At 72.6% G+C, this 3,728-nt stretch carries 3 protein-coding genes; 1 reads left to right on the top strand and 2 read right to left on the bottom strand.

Annotated elements, in window-relative coordinates:
- A partial coding sequence (locus FNH08_RS46810) for a DMT family transporter (protein WP_152777905.1) occupies nucleotides 1-800 on the bottom strand: 800 nt, incomplete at its 3' end.
- An 11-nt stretch (nucleotides 801-811) separates the two neighbouring features.
- Nucleotides 812-2,308, bottom strand: coding sequence for a hopanoid C-3 methylase HpnR (gene hpnR / locus FNH08_RS46805; RefSeq protein ID WP_152777908.1), 1,497 nt, complete (start codon nucleotides 2,306-2,308; stop codon nucleotides 812-814).
- A gap of 373 nt (nucleotides 2,309-2,681) precedes the next feature.
- Between hpnR and FNH08_RS46800 the strand changes: the two genes are divergently transcribed.
- Nucleotides 2,682-3,533, top strand: a complete 852-nt coding sequence (locus FNH08_RS46800; protein WP_407704594.1) for an SDR family NAD(P)-dependent oxidoreductase — start codon at nucleotides 2,682-2,684, stop codon at nucleotides 3,531-3,533.
- Nucleotides 3,534-3,728: the final 195 nt, after the last annotated feature.

Below are 3,728 nucleotides of genomic sequence, written 5' to 3'. Positions count from 1 at the left end.
ACCAGGACCAGCCCCACCGCCGTGACGACGGTGACGGGCCACCCCACCTGGACCGCCTCGCCGAAGACCACCATGCCCACCGTCACCGCCACCACCGGCTCCGTCGCGTCGATGACGGTCAGGCTCGCCGCCAGCGGCCCCTGCTGGAAGGCGCTCTGGATGAGCAGCAGACCCCCCAGACTCGCGACGACGAGCGCGTACGTCTGCCAGGCGGAGAACACCGCGTCGAACCCGTGCCGCAGCCGCCCGACCGTCGCGGCAAGCAGCACGGACTGCGTGCCCATGACCACCCCGCCGGCCAGCGCCACCGCCGACGCCCGCCACGGCCCGGACAGCAGCCGCGAGAGAGCCAGAGCGGCGCAGACCAGGGTGCAGGTCGCGCCCAGGAGCAGAAGCCAGGCGAGGGGGTCCGCCGCCCCCGGATGCCCTCCGTGCGGTCGGGCGGAGGCCAGGGCGAGGGCGAGACCCACAGCCACCGCGAGGGTGCCGAACCACTCCCGGGGGCCCAGCCGCATGCGGTACAGCCGGGCCGAGAGCGGTACGGCGAAGACCAGCTCGGTGACGATCAGCGGCTGCACCAGACTGAGCGGACCGAACGCCAGCGCCAGGGACTGGAAGCCGTAGGCGAGTACGGCCAGTGCGATGCCGTAGCGCCAGATCCGGTCCCGTACCAGTTGCCCCAGCAGGCGAAGGGAGAGCGTCTCCTCGTCCGGGCGCGCGCTCGCGGCCCGCTGCTGGAGCACCCCGGCCACGGCGAAGCAGACGCCGGCGGCGAGCGAGGCGAGGACGGCGACGGGCACGCCAGGCCGTCCTAGTCGGTCTTCGCCGGGTCGGCGGCCTGTTTCCCTTCCCGCGTGTGGACGTACAGACGGCGCCGGTCGCCGATGTCGACGGGCCGGGGCAGGGGCAGCTCGTAGCGGACGGGCATGCTGTGGTCGGCGAGCTGGCGGCGCGGGTTGTAGACCTGGTTGAACCTCCACAGCATGCGGGCGAAGTTGGTCTGCCCGTGCAGCAGGTTGCGCCCGAGGACGCGGGCCGCGCCGAAGGCGGTCCGCAGCCCCAGGTGCTTGCGGTTGATCACGGCCTGGGTGCGGACCAGTTCCTCGTAGAAGCGCTCCAGCGGGAGCTTCGTGGGCACCACCGCGTGCTGGATGTCGAAGAGGCGGTAGTCGCGGGTGGTGAGCCGGCGCGACTCGGTGTGCCAGATCTCGGTGCCGGGGTACGGCGTCATCACGGTGAAGTGCACGATCTCCGGGACGGACAGCGCGAACTCCCGTACGACCCGGAAGCGCTCCTCGTCCCACGCCGGGTCGACGATCAGGTTGATGGCGACGTGGATGCCCAGCCGGCGGGCCGTCTCGAGCGCCCGGAAGTTGTCGTCCGGGCTGACCCTCTTGCGGTAGAGGTCGAGCCCCTCGGCGTCGATGGCCTCCATCCCGAGGAACATGTAGCGCAGCCCGAGCCGCGCCCACCGTTCGAAGACCTCGGGGTGGCGCAGCAGGACGTCGCTGCGGGTCTCCAGGTAGTACCGCTTGCGGATGCGGCGGCGTTCCACCTCGGCGGCGATGGCGTTGCCGTGCTCGGGCCGGATGAAGGCCACGTCGTCGACGATGAACACGTTGGGCTCACGGACGCGCGCCAGGTCCTCGGCCGCCGCCTCGGGTGACGCCTTGCGGTAGCTGCGGCCGTAGAACGTCCACGCGGAGCAGAACGAGCAGTCCCACGGGCAGCCACGGGTGAACTCGATGGAGGCGCACGGGTCGAGTTCGCCGATGAAGTAGCGGCGGCGGCTGCGCATCATGTCGCGGGCCGGGAGCGGGTCGTCGATGCTGTGCAGCATCACGGGCGCGGGGCCGCGCCCGGCGGCGGTGACGATCCCGGGGACGGAGTCCACCCCTCCGTCTCGGACCGCCTCCAGCAGGGGGCCGATCGCCGGTTCGCCCTCGCCCCGGACCACCGCGTCCACCGTGCCCTCGGCCTGCTCCAGCACGTCCTCGGCGACGAAGGAGACACTGTGGCCGCCGAAGAAGACGAAGCAGCCCGGCAGTGACTGCTTCACCTCCCTGGCCAGGTCGATCGCCTCCGGGATGTTCGCCAGGTAGTTCAGCGAGATGCCCAGGGCCTCGGGCCGGAAGGATCTCAGCTCGCTCGTCAGCCGGTCCCGGCCGAGCACCTGGAGGTCCACGACCCGCACCTCGTGCCCCGCGTCGCGTGCGGCGCCCGCCACACGCTCCAGCCCCAGCGGTTCGAGCCGCAGGAAGATCTCGGAGTACATCAGTGCGCTGGGGTGGACGAGCAGCAAACGCATGGTCACCTCGTCACGGGCGGGCGGCGGAACGAACCGGAACGTCAGGCCCCGGAACGGCGGTGTCCTCTTCGTGTCCCCTTCGTGTCCCTTCGTGTTCCTTCGTATCCCTGCAATCCGGAGCGGTGAACCGCCCATACGGCCGCCTGGCGGCATCGCCCGGCGCGCACGAGTGGTTTTGCCGCGTCGGGTACGGGGCTCCGGGAGCGTGCGGCCCGTGTGCCGACGATGGAGCGGTGTATCGCCGCGGTTTCCAGGGATCTGACGGGGGGTTGGCCGGATGGCGTCTCAGGGGCTCTTGAGGGCGATCTCCGACCCGTGACGACGCCGAGCCGCCGACCGCCCCGCCAGACCGACAGCCCAGGGAGACCGTCTCGTGACACCCACCGGCTCCACCTACGACCCCCAGGCGGGCACGGCCGTACCCCCTCGCGTGGGAACCGGCCCGTCCGTGGCGCGGGACCGTCGGGCGGCTCCGCCCCGGAATGTGCGGGTGGCCCTGGTCACCGGGGCGTCCTCCGGCATCGGCGCCGCCACGGCGCAGCGCTTCGCCGAGGGCGGCTGGAAGGTCCTCCTCAACGGGCGTGACGTGCCCGGTCTGGAGAAGACGGCCGCCGGGACGTCGGGCATCGTCCTGCCCGGCGACCTCGCCACCCCGGACGGTCCCCGGCAGCTGGCCGAGTCCGCGCTGGGCGCCGCCGGCCGCATCGACCTCCTCGTCGCCGGGGCGGGCATCGGCTGGGCCGGCCCCTTCGTCACCATGCCGCACACGGCCCTGCACCGGGTGCTGACCGTGGACCTCAACGCCACGCTCCACCTCGTACGGGAGGTCCTGCCCGCCATGGTGGCGGCAGGGCGGGGGCGCGTGGTGCTCGTCGGCTCGGTCGCGGGGATCGTGGGGGTGCGGAACGAGGCCGTGTACTCCGCGGCCAAGGCCGGGGTGGCCGCGTTCGCCGAGGCGCTCAGACAGGAGCTGCGGGGGACCGGAGTGGGGGTGACGCATGTCGTGCCGGGGCCGGTGGACACGGCCTTCTTCGAACGGCGCGGTACCCCCTACCAGCGGACCCGGCCGCGGCCCACGTCTGCCGGCCGGGTCGCCGGCGCGGTCTGGGAGGCCGTCCGCCGCGGACGCGACGACGTCTACGTACCGTCCTGGCTGTGCCTGCCGGGCCGGGTACGCGGTGTGGCCCCGGCGGTGTACCGAAGGCTGCTGGACCGCTTCGGCTGAGACCGCTTCGGCTGAGACGGCGGTCCACGACCAGACACGGACGGTTCTTCGCCCCCTCCGATCGGCCGACACATGGTTCCCTCGTGACGGCCGTGGTGGTAGAGGCCAGGGAATGACTGTCACACGCCGCACCCTCCTGCTCGCCGTCGCCCTGGCGGCGACCGTCACCGGAGCGCCCCCCGGACACGCCGCCCC

Source organism: Streptomyces spongiae, from assembly GCF_009377185.1.
Lineage (GTDB): Bacteria > Actinomycetota > Actinomycetes > Streptomycetales > Streptomycetaceae > Streptomyces > Streptomyces spongiae.
This window is presented reverse-complemented; position numbering and strand designations above follow the sequence as displayed.